This is a genomic window from Pedobacter westerhofensis (genome assembly GCF_900182595.1).
In the GTDB taxonomy this organism is placed as follows: Bacteria; Bacteroidota; Bacteroidia; order Sphingobacteriales; family Sphingobacteriaceae; genus Pedobacter; species Pedobacter westerhofensis.
In genome coordinates this window covers 103149-120985 of the sequence record NZ_FXTN01000010.1, presented here as the reverse complement: position 1 = coordinate 120985, position 17837 = coordinate 103149, and the positions used below count along the sequence as shown (strand labels likewise).

Annotated in this window: 11 protein-coding genes; 5 read left to right on the top strand and 6 right to left on the bottom strand. The window is 42.9% G+C overall.

What is annotated here, in order from left to right; genetic code table 11:
* Nucleotides 1–34: 34 nt before the first annotated feature.
* Nucleotides 35–463 carry an SRPBCC family protein gene (locus FN831_RS19305; protein WP_142529835.1) on the bottom strand — a complete coding sequence of 143 codons (429 nt, stop codon included), beginning with the start codon at nt 461–463 and terminating at the stop codon, nt 35–37.
* 253 nt (nt 464–716) lie between these two features.
* On the opposite strand from FN831_RS19305, the gene FN831_RS19300 reads away from it, so the two are divergent.
* Entirely contained in the window at nt 717–1097 is a 381-nt protein-coding gene (locus FN831_RS19300) for a hypothetical protein (RefSeq protein WP_185960544.1), read from the top strand.
* 42 nt (nt 1098–1139) lie between these two features.
* On the opposite strand, the gene FN831_RS19295 is transcribed toward FN831_RS19300, so the two are convergent.
* Nucleotides 1140–2153, bottom strand: a complete 1014-nt coding sequence (locus tag FN831_RS19295) for a Gfo/Idh/MocA family oxidoreductase (RefSeq protein ID WP_142529833.1) — start codon at nt 2151–2153, stop codon at nt 1140–1142.
* Nucleotides 2154–2236: 83 nt separating this feature from the next.
* Between FN831_RS19295 and FN831_RS19290 the strand changes: the two genes are divergently transcribed.
* Both FN831_RS19290 and FN831_RS19285 read left to right on the top strand, forming a co-directional pair.
* Nucleotides 2237–2932: a DUF2461 domain-containing protein gene (locus tag FN831_RS19290; RefSeq protein ID WP_142529832.1), complete on the top strand. Its 696-nt coding sequence runs from the start codon at nt 2237–2239 to the stop codon at nt 2930–2932.
* A gap of 99 nt (nt 2933–3031) precedes the next feature.
* On the top strand, nt 3032–4945 hold the full coding sequence (locus FN831_RS19285) for a DNA topoisomerase IV subunit B (RefSeq protein WP_142529831.1): 1914 nt from the start codon (nt 3032–3034) through the stop codon (nt 4943–4945).
* On the opposite strand, the gene FN831_RS19280 is transcribed toward FN831_RS19285, so the two are convergent.
* From FN831_RS19280 to FN831_RS19270, 3 genes are read right to left on the bottom strand one after another with little or no spacing between them, the layout of a single operon-like run.
* A complete protein-coding gene (locus tag FN831_RS19280) occupies nt 4942–5955 on the bottom strand; it encodes a YihY/virulence factor BrkB family protein (protein WP_142529830.1) in 1014 nt (337 codons plus the stop codon). The two genes, FN831_RS19285 and FN831_RS19280, sit on opposite strands and share 4 nt — an antisense overlap.
* Nucleotides 5956–5963: 8 nt before the next feature.
* Nucleotides 5964–8300, bottom strand: coding sequence for a translocation and assembly module lipoprotein TamL (tamL, locus tag FN831_RS19275; RefSeq protein WP_142529829.1), 2337 nt, complete (start codon nt 8298–8300; stop codon nt 5964–5966).
* Entirely contained in the window at nt 8284–13278 is a 4995-nt protein-coding gene (locus tag FN831_RS19270; protein ID WP_142529828.1) for a translocation/assembly module TamB, read from the bottom strand. The genes tamL and FN831_RS19270 overlap by 17 nt, the downstream gene beginning before the upstream one ends.
* Nucleotides 13279–13550: 272 nt before the next feature.
* On the opposite strand from FN831_RS19270, the gene FN831_RS19265 reads away from it, so the two are divergent.
* Nucleotides 13551–14048 carry a cytidine deaminase gene (locus FN831_RS19265; protein WP_185960543.1) on the top strand — a complete coding sequence of 166 codons (498 nt, stop codon included), beginning with the start codon at nt 13551–13553 and terminating at the stop codon, nt 14046–14048.
* 98 nt (nt 14049–14146) lie between these two features.
* Complete coding sequence (locus FN831_RS19260; RefSeq protein WP_142529827.1) at nt 14147–17164, top strand: DNA gyrase/topoisomerase IV subunit A; 3018 nt, start codon at nt 14147–14149, stop codon at nt 17162–17164.
* Here FN831_RS19260 and FN831_RS19255 read toward each other — a convergent pair.
* On the bottom strand, nt 17161–17748 hold the full coding sequence (locus FN831_RS19255) for a HupE/UreJ family protein (protein ID WP_142529826.1): 588 nt from the start codon (nt 17746–17748) through the stop codon (nt 17161–17163). The genes FN831_RS19260 and FN831_RS19255 overlap by 4 nt on opposite strands.
* Between the last annotated feature and the right edge of the window lie 89 nt (nt 17749–17837).

Sequence of the window (17837 nt, the reverse complement as noted above, 5' to 3'; positions counted from 1 at the left end):
ACAAAAGTAGCAAAGGAAATGAATAAAAAATGGATCAAACGGCCGATTCTGTATATTTCTTAAAGTTGTTGAGAATAGCCTGCCATCCGCCCTGCTGCATTTCCAGGGGATTAGTGTCTTCAGGTTCGAATGTTTCCGTCACTTTGGTTCCTTCCTCAGTGCTGCTGAAAGCAATACTTACTTTTCTGCCGTCATCCAGTGTGTATGCGATCAGCTCATTTTCTTTAACAATGGTATAAATGCCTGAGAAGTCGAAACTAAAGCTTTCATCTTTTGCCGCCATCGTAGTTTTGAACCTGCCGTCCTCGCGCAGATCATTGTCGGCATATGGAGCATGCCAGTCTGGCGAGGCAGCACACCATTTGGTGATATGCTCCGGTCTGTTCCAATATTCCCATACTTTTTCTACAGGAGCATTGATGGTGCTCTCCACAGTTATCCCGTTTTTTATTACTTGTTGCATATCTTGATTATTTGGTTGAACAATCGAATATAATCAACTTACAATGAATTTTCCAAGGATAGAATTCAATCTTTATATCTAACATATCAGGCCGTTCACAACTGGACATACCGTTCGTTTTTGAACAGGGGCATTATAGTTAGTTATTCGTAAAATGTTGTTTTATAGTTATTTGTGCGGAAATTTTGATCTGGCATATCATTAGCTCTCTACGGAACAAGCAGGATGGGCCTGCTAATCATACAATAAGATCATGAATTTATTATTGACTATCATTATTCGAAGTTACGTGTATTTACTTTTAACATTTTATCAGTTTCCAAATTATACAAAACACTGGCAGGGCGGAGATACAAAAGGACATAGTTATGCCTCATTTGAAGAATTTAACGGCAAACAGGACTTTCAGGTAAAAAGAGATGGAAAGGGCGGGTTTATCCTTAAATATACCGTAAACCTGAAAAAAGGTAAGATTTCCATGGAAATAAAGCGTAATTCGAAAACTGTAATACAGCGAAATATAAATGGAGCTGTTCTTGATTCTGTCAGATTAGATAACAGCAATAATGAAAAATATCAGATAGTATTCAGGGCCAGCCATGCTGAAGGGGATCTTGATATTAAATACAATTAGTGTATCGCATTCAGGATGCTGTATAAATTCATTTGTAAGTATTTAAGTTTCCAGCATCTCCAGCTGCCAGATGATTTGTTCTTCGGTAATTGGAAAGGGGGTGTTGCTGCGGATTGTATGATGTACTACATTGAACAATTCGTTATACGCGCCTTTGGGTGCTATCAATGCTTCAACAGATTTTTCATCTCCATTGATGGTGACCAGCTTTCCTTCGCTGCCCTCTGCTTCTATGCCAAAATCATTTTCGTCCGGAAGCATGTCCTTCATCAGCTGCGACTCCTGAATGTCTGTACGCATCTTTAAAAAACTGCCTGATGTGCCATGTACCACAAATCCGGCTTCCGGTTCAGCGATGAGGAGGCCGGATGTGAGATATACATTGAGCTGAGCAGGATATTTCAGATGAAAATGAAAGTAATCATCTACCTCTGAACCCGGCCTGTGCGCCGCAGTTGTTTTGGTATAACTCAGTGGTTTACCTAAAATACTGATTGCCCCATCGATCAGATGGGACCCCAGATCATACATCAACCCATTTCCCGGTACATCTTTGCTTTCTTTAAACTGTTTACCACCAATAGCCATACGATAACGGTCTATCCTAAAGTGTATTTCGAGGAGCTTTCCGAGTTTACCACCTTCAATCACATCTCTAACAGAAAGAAAATCGCTGTTATACCTGCGGTTCTGATAAATCATCACTTTTAAATTTAAACCCCGCCCCAGGGCAAACAAAGACTTTGCTTCTGCGCAGGTCACTGTTGCCGGCTTTTCAATCAAAACATGTTTCCCCGCATGCAACGCCCGTACTGCAAAGTCGTAATGCGTATAGTTGGGGGTATTTACTACAATCAGTTCAATTTCATCATCAGCAAGCAGCTCTTCGATACTGTCATAACTTTTAAGCCCGGGATATTTCAGCGCTGCGGTTTTTTCATGACGCTCTGCTACCGCTTTAAAGAAAAAGCCGGGGTTACTTGCTAAAAAGGGTGCGTGGAAGATCTTTCCGGACATGCCGTAAGACATCAGGCCGGTTATGATTGGTTTTGACATGAGTTGGAAATAAAAGCCTTAAATTATGAAAATAAATAGGTTTAGATGAAGCAGAAATTCTATTTCATTGTTATTATTAGCATATGTCAAAATCAGCAATACAAATCCCGGCATCAAGCCTGGAGTTTTTAAAAACATTGAAAGCGAATAATAACCGCGAATGGTTTAATGAACATAAAGATGAATTTCTTGAGCAGCAGGAATATATCGAAAGCTTTGCCGGCGCCCTGCTGGCTGAATTGAACACGCAGGACGTTATTGAAACTGCCTCGGGAAAAAAAAGCCTCAGCCGCATTTACCGGGATACCAGGTTCTCTAAAGAGAAAATTCCCTACAAACATTATTTCAACGGGCATTTTTCCCGCCTGGGCAAGCAGCGCAGGGGAGGATATTACTTTAGGATCGAACCGGGAAACACCTTTATGGCCGGAGGCTTCCAGAACCCGAATGCGCAGGATCTGAAGCGTATCCGTGAAGAAATTGCGGCAGATCCGGCCGCATTGAGAGAAATACTTGGCAGCAAGCCTTTCATTAATACCTTTGGAAACCTGAAAGGTGAACAGGTAAAAACCACACCGAAAGGTTTTGACCGTAATCACGTGGCGATAGACTTACTGCGCTACAAACAGTTTCTGCTGGTTAAAAGGTTTACTGATGCAGAAGTACTAAGCCCTTCTTTTGTAAAAGAGGCAGCTAGGGTGTACCAGAACATGCGCCCGTTTTTGGATTACATGAGTGAAATTTTGAGTACAGACGTAAATGGAGCAGGGGGTTTTTAGCAATTTTGCTACTGTTTGTAGCTAAATTGTGCATTTGTTGAAAACTGTATATCCTTAAACACGCATATTTCACTAAATTTGAAGATATTCTAGATATTTATGGCAGAACCTATTTATAACGATGACAGTATACGGTCGCTCGACTGGAAGGAACACATCAGGTTGCGTCCTGGTATGTATATCGGAAAGTTAGGTGATGGCTCTGCACAGGATGACGGTATCTACGTGTTGCTCAAGGAGATCATGGATAACTCTATCGATGAGTTTGTAATGGGTTCCGGCAGGACAATCGATATTACCGTTTCTGATTCGAAAGTAAATGTACGTGATTATGGCCGGGGGATTCCTTTGGGAAAGGTGATCGACTGTGTTTCCAAGATCAATACAGGCGGTAAATACGACAGTAACGCCTTTCAGAAATCTGTAGGGCTGAATGGAGTGGGTACTAAGGCGGTAAACGCGCTTTCTACCAACTTTATGGTACAGTCTTATCGTGACGGCAAAACAAAAAAAGTAGAATTTTCAAAAGGAGAGATCGTTGTTGATCATCCTATTATCGATACTACCCAGCGTAATGGTACAGCCATTACTTTTTATCCCGATGAGAGTATCTTTAGAAATTACCACTATATCCCTGATTTTGTAGAAAGCATGATCTGGAACTATGTGTTCCTGAACACAGGGCTAACGGTTAATTTCAATAACCAGAAATATTTCTCTGAACGCGGGTTGTACGACCTTTTGCATAAAGTTGCCGACGTAGAAAACATCCGCTATCCGATTATCCACCTGAAAGGGAATGATATCGAGATCGCCATGACCCACGGGCAGCAATATGGTGAGGACTACCATTCCTTTGTGAACGGACAGCATACTACACAGGGCGGTACACACCAGGCTGCCTTTAGGGAAGCCGTGGTAAAAACCATCCGTGAGTTCTACAAAAAAGAATACGAAGCTTCTGACATCAGGGCTTCGATCATTGCAGCGATCTCTGTACGTGTGCAGGAACCTGTATTTGAATCGCAGACCAAAACCAAGCTGGGTTCTCAGAACATGGGTCCCGAAGGGCCCTCTGTACGTACGTTTATCAATGACTTTGTAAAGAAGGAACTGGATGATTACCTGCACAAACATACAGATGTTGCTGATGCGTTGTTAAAACGGATCCTGCAGTCTGAGCGTGAGCGTAAAGATATTGCCGGTATCAAAAAGCTGGCGAACGACCGTGCAAAAAAAGCATCTCTGCACAATAAGAAATTAAGGGACTGCAAGGTCCACTTTAATACTACCCACGATAAGCGTTATGAGACTACGCTTTTCATCACCGAAGGAGACTCTGCATCGGGTTCAATTACCAAATCAAGGGATGTGGATTGCCAGGCTGTTTTTAGCCTGAAAGGTAAACCGCTGAACTGTTATGAGCTGACCAAAAAGGTGGTGTACGAGAATGAGGAGTTTAATCTTTTGCAGCATGCGCTGAATATTGAAGACGGACTTGACGGGCTGCATTATAACAATATTGTGATCGCTACCGATGCCGATGTGGATGGTATGCACATCAGGCTGCTGATGATGACCTTCTTTTTGCAGTTTTTCCCGGATCTGGTGAGGGCAGGGCACGTTTATATCCTGCAAACGCCATTGTTCAGGGTGCGTAATAAAAAGGAAACGATCTATTGCTACAGTGATGAAGAACGCAGAAATGCCATTACTAAACTGGGCAGTAAGCCTGAGATCACAAGGTTTAAAGGGTTGGGAGAGATCTCACCTGATGAGTTTGGATTGTTTATTGGAAAAGATATCCGGCTTGACCCTGTGATCCTGAAAGACCAGACGATCAAAAACCTGCTGGAATATTATATGGGCAAAAATACGCCCGACAGGCAGCAGCATATTATCCGTAACCTGAGAATCGAAAAAGACACGATCGAAGAGTTAGTGTCTGCAGATGCTGAAGCAGCTACCGCTGCGGTTTCTGAAGATATTGTAGAAATTGCAGAATCAGCTTAGGCTGGTTCTGCTTTTGTTTCTTCAGGATGCTGCGGAGGTAAAACATCCACTTTTTCTTCCACAATGGTGATCTGCGTATGCACTGCATATTTGCTTGGCCTGATCCCCCCATCATATTTTTCTGCATAGGCCTGTGTGAATTCGGCGCCGAAATATAGGATAATCGACGTATAGTAGATCCACAACAGAATCACAATAATAGAGCTGGCAGCACCAAAAGCGGAGCCCGGATTTCCTTTTTCAATATAGATACCGATAAGATATTTGCCAAGACTAAATAGCAAGGCAGTAAACAGTGCCCCTATTATCGCCGATTTCCACTTCAGGTCTACGTCGGGCAGTACTTTAAATATAGTAGTAAAAACTGCTGTAACCGCTGCAATAGTGATTGCATTGTTAAGTATGTAAATGATCAGGGTAGTGGTGTCGCTGGCCAGAGGGATAGCTTCTCCAAATTTCGAATTATTCAGTACATAACCAAGTTTGGAACCCATGGCTACAACAACACTGTTGATTACCAGTGACACCAGGAGTAGAAAGCCCATCGAAATAATCAGGGAAAAAGAAAGCAAACGATTAATAAGCATTTTTTTCCATCCTGTTTTAGGTATGGCTTTTACCTTCCATATGATATTTATGCTGTCTTGTATCTCGATAAATATCGCAGTTGAACCAATAATAAGTGTTACAATACCTATAATCAGCCCGATAGTACTTCTACCCGTAAGATTAGCGTTTTCAACAAATCCCTGCAGCTGTTTTGCCGCATCCCGTCCAACCATCCCACTGATCTGACTAAATAATTCAGTACCGGGATTGAGTTTGTGACTAAAAAATATACTTGCTGCGGCAATGATAATAATGATGAGTGGTGTAAGTGCAAAGATGGTATAATATGCGAGAGCTGCACTTAGTTTGGTGATCCGGTCTTCCACAAATCCTTTTCCTGCTGCCACAAAAAGGTGATACAGTGCGATAAAGAAATGTCTTAATTTATGTACTACTTTCATACTGTTGTTTAAAATGGATACCCGATCCCGATGTTATAAACTAAGTTGTCGCTTCTCCAGGTACTGCTTCCAAATGCCACCTTATCCAGTACCCATCTCTCGCCTTCCGGTAAGTAAGGTTTCCTGATCGGAAATGCTACATCCAAACGGATCACAAAGATGGTAGCGTCAACACGTAAGCCTGCGCCGGTTCCAACGGCCATCTCGCTCAGCGCCCTGCTTAACTTAAAGCCGGAGCCCGGCCTTCCAGGTATCGCCGCATCAGTCCCGGTTGCTGGTGTGCCCAAATCCTCCTTGCGCAGCCAGATATTTCCGGCATCAACAAAGGCAGCACCATAAAGAATGCTCACCAGCTTGAACCTGAGTTCGGTATTCAGCATGGCTTTGATATCACCACCCTGATCGGCAAAGGACTGGTTGGGATCAACTTTGTACGTTCCAGGGCCCAATGCTCTGGCTGGAAATGCACGGATATCATTACTTCCTCCGGCAAAAAACTGGCGGACGAAGGGAAGTGAACTGCTGTTGCCATAGGCATAACCATAGCCCAGATTGAGGCGGTTAGCCCAGGTCACATTACGGGTAATCTTATAGAAATCCCTTAAATCTGTCTCCAGCCTTACAAACTGCGTTAGCGGGACATTAAAGATGGATCTTTGTCCTGCATTATCTTTTGGAACAAAGGCACCCCAAACATTTCCGCCGGTTTCTATGCTCCCGTTGAAATAGATGTTATTCCTTCTATTCTCCTCCATCTGATTGGTGTAGGTGAAACTGTAGTTACTTCCAATAATAAACTGTTTTTCCAGAGTATAGCGCAGACCGGGAATAGAGTCGAACAGGCGCTTCCGTCTGTTTGAATCAGCGGGAAGGTTTGGCTGTACGTAATTGATAGATATTGGATTAAAAGTATGTTCCTTGTATTTGTTTTCTTTCCAGTTGTATCCAAACTCTGCTTTAAATGAGTTGAGTTTGTACAGTGATCCGCGGCTCAGCTGCTGATAAGAAAGTGAGGTAATGGTTTTGGGTATAAAGGCGTTTGTACTTCTGGGTTTGTAAAAAGGCACGATAAACTGCGGGAAGGTTAGTTTTCCTTCAGCAGTGAAGGAGTAGGAGTTCAGGTTTTGTGTCTGTTGCCCGCTCACCTGCGTTTCGAACCCGCCGCTTACACTTACATCCAATTGTTCTGCACCTCTGAATAAGTTTCTGGTAGTCTGGGTAACTTTAACTTCTGATCCCACAAAGTTATTGGATTTGCTGGTTCCTGTTACGCCAAAGGTCAGGGAATTCTTTTTCAAAGGCGTCAGGTAAATGTTCAGGTCAAGCTGGTCATTTTTAAAGCTGTCCAGTGGTAAAAATTCTGCTCTTACATCCTGAAAAGCGTTGATATTTACCATCCTGTTGAGCGACTGGTTATGGTCTGTCCTGTTATACAGCTCATCTTTTTTAAAGAAGACCAGTCGGTCAAAAACCCTCGGCTTAAATGTATTGCGGTTATCGTAGATCCTGAAATCATGATATTCCATTGGAGTAAGCTTTCTGAGTACGCTGTCTCTTCGCAGGGAGTAACTCGGATAGATATTGATGTTCTTGATCGTATAAGGTTTCAATCCTGCATCGGGGGCAATGTCTTTCACCTTAACGGTGATATCAACAAGGTTTTTACCGATGGTACTGTCCACCTGCAGGATCAGATAATCAGGGCTGAAATAAAAGTATCCGTGTTCTTTGAGATCATTATCTATCCGGATACGTTCATTTTTAAACGCATCAAGGTCATAGTAATTGCCAACTTTGAGCACTGAATTTCCTTTGTTCTCATTGATCAACCTGGTGAGGTTGCCGGTGTCTTTGGGGAAAGTAATACTTTTGATCTTATATCTTATACCGGTATTTACTGTATACACGGCTTTACCGGTTTTCTCTTTGGTAACAGTATCACCGGTGACCACATTTTGCAGATATCCCTGACTGATCAGGAAACTGGTCATCACCGCATCATTCGTTTTAAGTTTCACCTCTGTGAGCAATACCGGTGGTTCGCCCACTTTAGTTCTCAGCCAGTGTTTAAAACCTTTGGGCTTTTTAGGTTCGCCGGCAAGGTTGTAGATATATAGTTTTGGCCTCAAGCCAAAAATTGATTTGTTGGGTTTTGGTCTTGCTTTAGCTTCAAGATCACTTTTAACATCTTTTTGATTTTCAATTTTTGCTGATGAATCAGGATTGATCACAACCTCAGCGCCCGTGTACAATTTTTGACCGGGTTTCAGATATTTAGTGTTGCTGCAGGCAGCCCATACTAAACATCCGAATATAAGTAAGCTGGGTTTAATTAGTTTTTTCATTTGTAGGCTTCTGTTCTTGGTTTTCTCTGATTCTTCTTGATCTTTTATGGAAGATCTCCCTAAACTTATTATAATCCACTACCAGGGCAAATCCTAATCCGGTTTCGATGATCTGGCCTTCGATCACGCCTTCATTCTGGTTACGTCTGTAAGCCCTTAAGCGATACTTGCCATCTTTTGATAGCGTGTATTCCACATTGACATTCCCTGCAATATTTGTAGAGCTTTGTCCGGGAGCCTGCGGCCCTTCCAGTCCGAAGCTGCTGCCCACGGTTACGGTTAACCTATCGCTCAGCAGTTTTTTTGATACCCCGATTTCGAGGTCAGTTTTTTGTTGCAGTGATCCTGTAGAATAATCTTCGGACGAATTGACACCGAAATTAATATCCACACCTTTGATCAGGTCTGAAGCAAGGTTGTTCAGCTGCTCGGTCAGTAATTTACTCACACTTGATCTGGCAAGAGTAGATACACCGCCACCGCCGCCGGCAAGGCTTTCAAAAGGATTGTTGGCAATAAACCTGCCCAATGCCAGCAGGGCAAACACTTGTTTGTTCAGCTCGCTTTCGTTTCTGTTTACATTCTGCAGTTTGGTATATACCTGTCCGCTTAATGCTCCGCGTTCATTTTCCGGCAGGTCAAGTTTGAACGATATGATAGGCTTCAGCAATTCTCCTTTCATCATCAGGTAAACCTGGAAAGGCAGTTTGGTTTTGGCCTCAATTTGGGTAGGATCACCCAGTAAGTCTATTGGTGCAGCGTTTACTTCATACAATGCGGTAAGATTCACATTTGCAGACATCGGATCTCCTGTCCATACGATCGTACTTCCAGAAACCAGTTTAAATTCTTTTTTGCCTAATGGCCCAACAGATAAATTATAAGATCCGTCTTTGATTTCATAACGTCCGGTCAGGCTGATCTTCCCGCTTGGGTCCATCGTAGCCGTCAGGTCTGCATCACCTTTAACTTTCAGCGCATCGCCATTGGCCGGGTCTACAACCACGTTAAGCTCAGCTTCAGGATCTACTTCCAGTTTAGCTGTGAGGTTGATCCCTTTTACAGGGGCTTTGCTGATACTATCCGCATGCAATGCTTTCTGTCCGTTGAACGGAGGTGCATCGGCGTCAATAAATTGTACGATACCTTCCTGGTCGATTACCGACGGATCATCTGCCGGCAAAGCAAAGAAGAATTTTGTGCCCTTCTCTACTTTGATATTCATATTCACATCCGGCTGGTTCAAATCTCCTCTCACCTTAATATTACTGGTTAAGAATACCGTTCCATAGATCATATCATTATCAAGGGCCGTAGAATTCATCACACGGAAGCTCTGTGTTTTGATATCCATATTGAACTTAAAGTTGGTATAGTCTGTGGTGAGGATCCCGCCGCTGATGGTTGCTTTTTTGTTCAGTGAATCGATTACGGTAAAGTTGTTGAAATTTACTCCCTGCGGTGTAAAGCTGATGGTCTCGTTCGGCATCCTGAAATATGAATTCACATAGGTAGCCGTAAAAGCTGCCTGGTTAAATTTCACATCTCCCAATACTTTTGGTGCAGCAATAGCACCTTTTACGGTCAGCGCACCGGTGATTGTTCCTGAGCCGTTTTTGATCTGTCCCATAGAAACACTTTCAAGGGATTTCAGGTCTATCTTATCTACGTTCAGTGTTAAATCGAGTGCATTCGCAGGATCATTGGTATAATAGAATCCGTTCAGTCTCAGCTCATGCACACCTGATAAGGCGATGTTTGTTTCGTAGGCGTTTGGTGTATTGTTATTTACTGCAACACGTAACGTTCCCAGCTGGTCCTTTTGGTAACGGAGCCTGTCTATCGTCATGTTTGCCGTAAACTTAGGGCTGCCCATCAGGTCGTTCACATCTACAGTACCATTGATCAGTCCGCCAACAAGCGCGCTGTCCTGCTCTGCGAATTTGGTCAGCGTTTCTATTTTGAAGTCCTTAAACTCTACCTTTAATGGTGAGTTAGGCGTAGCATTTACACTGTTGATACTTAAGAGTTGTGATCCCTGGCTCAGGTTAAACTGGTTAGCCAGGATACCCGACTTGCCAAACTGTATATAGTTGTCCTGTGAAACTGACCATCTTTCATAATCCAGCAGGATCCTTTTAGGATCAAACTTGAACTGGAAATCTTCGCCCAGGGATTTGAATGAACCGCCCAGTACATATCTGTCATTCAGTTTTCTGTCGCGCAGGATCAAATCGATATTTAACAGGTTATTTGAAACTATCCCGCTGAGTTCTGTTCCGTATAAGGCAATAGAAGGGCTTTGGATATGTCCCACTAAAAGTTTGTAGAAAAGGCGGTTGTCTGAGTTATCTACGGTTAGTCTTGTGCTGTCTACTTTATAATCGCCATAAACCACCTGCGGGAACCAGGCATTGATTTTTAAGCTGTCTTTCTGCGTATCGATGATCCCGTTCATGTAAGAAGGGGAGAAGGTGGTTAGTGCAGGTACAAAGTCTTTAATGAATTTTGGGTTGTAGATCTTTACACTAAACCTGAAGCGCTGATCAGGAACCCTGGTGACTACACCAAACTTGTAATATTTATTGATCTGGTTGGTCATTGCCGCAGCTAAGTTAGTGAGCTGGTATTTACCATCCACCCGGGCACTAAGCAATTCTGATTTTAACGTTAACAGGTTATTTGTTGCTGTGGCTTCTGAATGTATATCGATTGTATCCACATTGATCTTTTGTCCTTCTTTCACCAGCTGAAGCCCCCGGATGCTGACATCCCCGTTAAGGTAATCGGCATCGGCAGTTTTGATATCCGCTTTCACTACACCAGCCATTCTGAATTCTGTAGCACTGAAATTAAGTTTTTGCAGGTCTACCTGTTTGAGGTTCAGGTCAGCTTTTACAGCCGGATATTTACCGGCCATATTTACAAAAGCGGTGAGGCTGAAGTTGGCATTGCTGTCGGCCATGCTGCTTTTGATATTCAGTTTTTGTGCAGCGTAGGTACCGCTTAATAACAGGTTTCTGTAGGTGTATTTGTTGTAATATGCGCTGATCAGCTGTCCGTTTATTTTTGCAGCGGCCGTTTTTGCGTCGAGGCCGGTACCGGTTACGTTTGCTTTCACAGTGATCCTGCCCAGCTGAGGCTGCATTTTAATCAGTCGGCCTACGTTAAAGTTATTAAGGGCGATATTTGCTGTATAACTTTCCTTTCCTTTTGGCCCCTTCATTGTTGCCAGCAGTTTTGCCGAGCCCATATCCGTATTGATATTAAACCCGGTATTAAAGTTGGTCATTGAGCCTTTGAACTTACCATTTGCGGTGATGAAATTAGGCAGTGTAATGTTGGCAGGGAGGGACTTCCTGGGGATGAGCACCAGCAGATCTCCCTTAGTCATGGAGAACCTTTTGATATTCAGATCCAGATAAGCCTTGTTTGCATCAGGCAGGCCTTTTACCGTACCGCTTACATCGATCCGCGTACTTTTTAAACCGCTGATCTGTAACTGCGGAATAGAAAGGTTGTTCATATAGCCTTTTACATTGGCGGTAACTTTGATCTTCTCATTCCGGTAGCTGGCAGGAACGGCATCACTGAAGTAGGTCGCATCTTTTAGTCCGAGGGTAGTATTCTTAACCTGTAAAGATAGTTTTACCCTTTCCGGGTGTTTGGTAAGGTCCTCCAGCGAGGTATAATTTAGTTCTGTATTGTTTTCAATATTCGTGTTAGGTGTTTTGAAGACAAGGTTACTAAGCTTTACCATTTTGTCGTTATAGATCACATCGCCCTGCAGTTTGCTCAGTTCAAATCCACTTTTCTCTTTCAGAGCCCCGTTTTTGACGTTTACTTTGATACCGGCAGCACTGTAAGAAAGGTTTTCTGCACCAAGTCCGAGCCCTTTAATCTTCAAGTGGTTAAAATCCATGCCTTTGGCAAGGGGTTTTACGGCCAGGTTATCAAACTGTATATTGTTATCAGCCAGGTTCAGTTTGCTCACCAATACGGCCATCGCTGATGGTTTTGCCGCTGCTGTATCTGTTGCGGCGCCTTTTACCGGGGTAGCAGGTTTAAACGCAAAGAGAATGTCGGATTTGTTTAGGGTAGCATCATCGAGTTTAATATCAAGTTTGGTCAGATCAGCGAACAGTTTCGTTAATGTCAGTTCGTTGATGTTTAAATCTGCGCGGGTATCCGACAGCATATCATCATAATTGATCTTTACATTGTTAAATGCCACATCCTGTACTTCTACAAGTGGTAGCTTTCCTGCCGGAGCCTGTGCAGTATCTAAACTTTTTTGTATCTGATTGGTGAGTGCTGTAAGCGGTTTCTGCTGCAGATATTTTAAAGTGGTGTTTTTTAAGGACAGATTTTTGATCACATAGTGCTGATGTTCCATGTCGAAATCTTTGATATTAGTTTCGAATTCTCCAAGGCGCACGCTGACGTCATTACCAGCTACGTCATCCCTGTAAACGATCCCAATATCTTTCAGACTGATTTTGTTGATTGAAAACTTCATGGTGGAAGTAGTATCTTTATCCACTTCGGCATCCGGTTTCTTCTGTTCAGACATGAAAGCATCTATCAGGAAAGAGAAGTTATATGTGGTATCCGGGTTGATCCTTGTCACATTTGCCCTGATTTTCTCCAGCTCTATGTTGTTGATCTCTACTTTATTACTGAGTAATTTGAGAAGACTGATATCGACGGATAATTTCTGAGCGTACAATAATGTATCTCCTTTTTTATCCTCCATATAAAATTTGTTCAGTACTACATCTTTAGGGAGTGCAATCTTTACGCTCTCCAGGCTAACTTCAGTATGTGTTTTGTTTTTAAGATAGCTAATAGCTTTGTCCTTCACGAAGTTCTGAACTGCCGGAATATTCAGGGCCACAGCAATAAGGATCACAAGCATGATAATGCTGGCAACTACCCATAAAATGACCTTAAGACTTTTGCGTACGTATTTATTCAATTGATATATGTTTGGTAAAGATTACACTTTTGAGACAATCGCTAAAACCATGCCACCGGCCGTTTTACTCCTTTATATTACAAGTGATCCGTCATTTTGTTTAACGAATTTTATATTTTGATAGATAATGCAAAATTTTGAGAGTATTACATTCATAGCTATATGGGTTTATAGCATTTGGGACATAATTACGGTTTTGTTGAATAATCCCGATTAACAACGTAACTTTGTTCCCCCGCTTTACTTTTTAGGGCGGCTACCAAATCTACCCAATGATAAATAAACTAAATTTTTCTGTTTCATACGAAGCCTACGACCAGTTCGCAGACTTAAATGAAGCGGACCAGTCGCTCTGTAAAAAGGCAGAAGCCGCACTTGCTACTTCATATTCACCTTACTCAAATTTTAAAGTATCCACTGCTGTACAGCTGGCGGATGGAACTGTTGTGACTGGCAGCAACCAGGAAAACGTTGCTTATCCGTCCGGATTATGCGCCGAACGTGTAGCCCTGTTTACTGTGGGAGCCGCCCATCCAAATGCAGTAATCGAGCGTATGGTGGTTACTGCACATACCGATAATTTTAAGATCGAACAGCCGGTTACCTGTTGCGGCTCATGTTTGCAGGTGATGGCAGAATTTGAACGCAAACAGGACAAGGAAATTGAAGTGTTGTTCTACTGTATCGACGGCAAAATACTGAAAGTTAATGGTGTCAAAAACCTGCTTCCATTTGTATTTGTAGAAGAGCGTTTGGAGGCAAGTTCCTGATTTTTGATCACAGACAGCGCAATTGACAACTGTTGGGAAATTGTGTTCTGAAAATATAATGGGATGACTTATATTTACACCATACAAATCCTTTCTTAATGAGCGACGAATTAGATAATAACATAAACGAAGAGACAAAACACACCGTAATCCCTATCAACGGACTTTACGAAAACTGGTTCCTCGATTATGCATCTTATGTAATTTTAGACCGGGCAGTGCCCCATATCAACGACGGACTTAAACCTGTGCAGCGGAGAATTATGCACTCGCTGAAAGAGATGGACGACGGGCGTTTCAACAAGGCTGCGAATGTGATTGGAAATACCATGAAGTATCACCCGCATGGGGATGCTTCAATTGGGGATGCAATGGTACAGATTGGACAGAAAGACCTGCTGATTGATTGCCAGGGCAACTGGGGAGATCCGGTTACGGGCGACAGTGCTGCTGCACCGCGTTATATCGAAGCCCGTCTGTCAAAGTTTGCGAATGAGGTGGTTTTTAACTCGGATACGACGATCTGGCAACTCAGTTATGACGGACGTAACAATGAGCCGCTTACGCTGCCTGTAAAGTTCCCTCTGCTGCTGGCACAGGGCGCCGAGGGTATTGCCGTAGGTTTGGCAACCAAGGTGATGCCGCATAATTTTAACGAACTGCTGGATGCTTCTATCGAGATCCTCCAGGGCAATCGCCCCAATATCCTGCCGGATTTCTTTACTGGTGGTATGGCCGACTTCTCTGCGTATAACGAAGGGATGCGCGGGGGCAAGGTGCGTGTAAGGGCAAAGATTACTGAAAAGGATAAAAAGACCCTGGTAATTACTGAGATACCATACAGTACAACAACAGGTTCTGTCATTGACAGTATTCTCTCTGCCAATGACAAGGGCAAAATCAAAATCAAAAAAATTGAAGATAATACTGCAGCGAATGTAGAGATCGTGATCCAGCTTGCACCGGGTATTTCACCGGATGTTACTATTGACGCACTCTACGCTTTTACTTCCTGCGAAGTATCCATCTCTCCAAATACTTGTATCATCAAGGATGATAAACCGCAGTTTTTGAGTGTGAACGATATTCTGATGCAGAATACGCAGAACACCAAAGACCTGCTGAAACAGGAACTGGAAATCAAACTGCATGAACTTCAGGAGAAAATATTCTTTAGCTCTTTGCTGAAAATCTTTATCCAGGAGGGGATGTACAAAAATGCCGACTACGAAAACTCAAATAACTTTGAGATGGTGGTCAATGTGTTAAATGGTTTATTCGCCCCTTTCAGGGAACAGTTATACAGGGATATCCTGCCTGAGGATTTCAAGAAGCTGATTGATAAACCGATGAGCAGCATTACCCGTTTTGATGTGAAGAAAGCGGACGATCAGATGAAAGCTTTGGCGGATGAAATCAAAGTGGTTAAAAACCATTTAAAGCACCTGACAGATTATGCGATTGCCTGGTACCAGCGTTTGAAAGACAGATATGGTAAAGGCAGGGAACGTAAAACGGAAATCAGGCTGTTTGACAGGGTGGAGGCTTCTAAAGTTGCACTCGCAAATGTGAAGCTTTACCTGAACCGTGAGGATGGTTTTATCGGTACAGGACTGAAAAAGGATGAGTTTGTGGCCGACTGCTCTGACCTGGACGAGATCATTGTTTTCAGGGAAGACGGAAAATGTATCATCACTAAAGTTGCTGATAAAACTTTTGTAGGGAAGGGTATCATTTATGCACATGTGTTTAAAAAAGGAGATGAGCGTACGATATATAACCTGATCTACAAAGACGGGGCAAGCGGCGTTTCCTACATCAAGCGTTTCGCTGTCATGGGTGTTACCCGTGATAAGGAATATGATTTAACAAAAGGAAGCAAGGGCTCTAAGATCCTGTACTTTACACCTAACCCAAATGGGGAGGCAGAAATAATTACCGTGATGCTTAAGCCGCATACCAAGTTGAAGAAACTACAGTTTGATGTAGACTTTGCTGATATTGCGATTAAAGGCAGGGCATCACAGGGAAATATAGTTTCCAAATATCCGGTGAAACGGATCTTATTTAAAAGCAAGGGAGTTTCTACTTTGTCTGGCCTGAAAATATGGTATGACGACTTGCTGCGAAGACTGAATGTGGATGGCAGGGGCAAATATCTGGGCGAGTTTGATGGTGATGACAAGATCCTGCAGGTACATAAGGAAGGCTGGTACGAGCTGAGCTCTTTTGAACTGAGCAATCACTTTGATGCCGACCTGCTGCTGATCCAGAAGTTTGATCCCGAAAAACCTTTTGCTGTTGTGCAGTTTGAAGGTAAAGCCAAAAACTATTTCATCAAGCGTTTTGTCATTGAGCCTATTGCTGTAGGCAGGAAGCAAACGCTGATCTCTGAAGAAACAGGCTCTAAGTTCTTATACCTGACCAGTAATCCTGCGGCCCTGCTTACAGTTGATGTGCTAAAAGGTAAAACCCAGATCCCTGAAACGATTGAGATTGTGCTTTCAGAATTTATAGATGTGAAAGGAATCAGGGCGAACGGAAACCGGTTAACGCAGCATGATGTAAAGGAAATCAGGATCAGCAACAATGAAGAGATTGAGCCCGGACTTGAAGAAAGCCTGACTGAAGATACTGCTACAGCAGAAAGTTCAGAAGATGCAGCTGAAAATAATGAAGCATCCGAAGATTCTCTTGTAAGCGGAAATGCTGATGATGATGAAACCGGGGATATTCAGGAGGGGGCGGCTGATGATACTGCTGCAAATACGGGGACATCCGAAAATTCATTTATGAGCGAAAGTGCTGATGATGATGAAACCGGGGATGCTGAGGACGGAGCGGACGATGAAGCAGAGAAAACCGAAGATCAATCTGTAGCAACAGAAGCACTTGGCGGTATTGAATTTGTAGCGGAAGAAGAGCCGGTTAAAGAGGTTGCTCCTCAGCCGGTAGTTGTGGCCCCGGAAGCAAAGCCTGCAGCAAAACAGAAAAAGACTGATGATTCAAAGAGTAAAGTGACAAAAGAAGCTAAACCTAAAAGGGATATCACGCTGGAGATCACTAACCCCGATGACATAGATATTGATGATACAGGGCAGCTGGGCTTGTTCTAACTAAAAAAGTTAGGCCATCGCTCTGCTGCCATTATAAAAGAGATCCCGAAGATAGCTGAAGAAAGGAAAAAGTTCCAGTCCCATCTTTTGATCTTGACAATATTGATCAGGACAAAAGAAATGAGCAGGATGCTGATCACAATGATGATCTGCCCGGCTTCAAGCCCGATATTAAAAGCAAAAAGCTCTGCCACTATACTGGTGCTTTTGCCTAACAGGCTGTTCAGATAATTGGAGAAACCCAGGCCATGAATAAGCCCGAAGAACAGAGCGAGAACATACTTCAACCACATCCCTTTGGGTTTTGACTTGCCGGCAAGTATGTTTGACATAGCAGTAACCAGTATCGTTACCGGGATGAGGAACTCAATCAATCCCGTATTCACATGAATCAGCTTAAATACACTCAGCGCCAGAGTGACGCTGTGCCCCACAGTAAATGCAGTGACAAGAATTAAGACCTTTCTCCAGTCAGACAGCAAATAAGTGCCGCATAGCACCATTACAAACAGGATATGGTCATAACCCTTCCAGTCTAAAATGTGTTGCCAGCCTAATTCAAAATATAGTGGGAAATCTTGCATCCCCCAAATTATTTAATTTTTATTAATTAAAAGCGCGTTGCTATAAAAAAAGCAATTGATGAGTAATTTCACCATCTTTGAAAACTGAC

What these genes read in the sequence shown, in the direction of transcription:
- FN831_RS19290 (WP_142529832.1), top strand. Translation starts at nt 2,237, where the DNA reads ATGTCAAAATCAGCAATACAAATCCCGGCATCAAGCCTGGAGTTTTTA.
- FN831_RS19260 (WP_142529827.1), top strand. Translation starts at nt 14,147, where the DNA reads ATGAGCGACGAATTAGATAATAACATAAACGAAGAGACAAAACACACC.
- tamL (WP_142529829.1), bottom strand. Translation starts at nt 8,300, where the DNA reads ATGAAAAAACTAATTAAACCCAGCTTACTTATATTCGGATGTTTAGTA.
- FN831_RS19265 (WP_185960543.1), top strand. Translation starts at nt 13,551, where the DNA reads ATGATAAATAAACTAAATTTTTCTGTTTCATACGAAGCCTACGACCAG.
- FN831_RS19295 (WP_142529833.1), bottom strand. Translation starts at nt 2,153, where the DNA reads ATGTCAAAACCAATCATAACCGGCCTGATGTCTTACGGCATGTCCGGA.
- FN831_RS19255 (WP_142529826.1), bottom strand. Translation starts at nt 17,748, where the DNA reads ATGCAAGATTTCCCACTATATTTTGAATTAGGCTGGCAACACATTTTA.
- FN831_RS19285 (WP_142529831.1), top strand. Translation starts at nt 3,032, where the DNA reads ATGGCAGAACCTATTTATAACGATGACAGTATACGGTCGCTCGACTGG.
- FN831_RS19305 (WP_142529835.1), bottom strand. Translation starts at nt 463, where the DNA reads ATGCAACAAGTAATAAAAAACGGGATAACTGTGGAGAGCACCATCAAT.
- FN831_RS19300 (WP_185960544.1), top strand. Translation starts at nt 717, where the DNA reads ATGAATTTATTATTGACTATCATTATTCGAAGTTACGTGTATTTACTT.
- FN831_RS19280 (WP_142529830.1), bottom strand. Translation starts at nt 5,955, where the DNA reads ATGAAAGTAGTACATAAATTAAGACATTTCTTTATCGCACTGTATCAC.